The organism is Micrococcus sp. HG099 (assembly GCF_024723355.1).
GTDB classification, from domain to species: domain Bacteria; phylum Actinomycetota; class Actinomycetes; order Actinomycetales; family Micrococcaceae; genus Micrococcus; species Micrococcus endophyticus.
Window position 1 is genome coordinate 1 of sequence record NZ_JANQCJ010000311.1, and the last position, 408, is coordinate 408.

1 pseudogene is annotated in these 408 nt (G+C 82.6%); it reads left to right on the forward strand.

Annotated elements, in window-relative coordinates:
• Nucleotides 1-408: pseudogene (locus NWP10_RS12380) on the forward strand (acetyl-CoA C-acyltransferase); the annotation flags it as partial.

Consider the following 408-nt stretch of genomic DNA (forward strand, 5'->3'; position numbering starts at 1 on the left):
CCGTGGACACCGGGCGGCCGGCCGTGGGCGGGGGCGTCGAGTCGCCGAGCACCGCCCCCGAACGCTCGCTCGACGGCGTGCCCTACGCGCAGGCGCCCATGGTCCCGGCCGGCTGGGACGACCCCGGCATGACCGCCGCCGCGGACGCCCTCGCCGCCGCCCGCGGCATCTCCCGCGCCCGCCAGGAGCGGCTCGCGCTGCGCTCCCATGCGCTCGCCCGCGTCGGCGCGCTGCTCCTCCCCGGCGACGACGGCCCCCGCGCCCTGGCGCCCTCCGCGCTCTCCCGATTCCCCGCGGTCACCCCGGGCGCGGACCCCGCCACTGCGGTCACCGGGGCGACGGCGGCCCGCATCGCCGACGGCGCCGCCGCCGTGCTGCTGGTCCCCGGATCCGCGGCCGCGGCGGCGA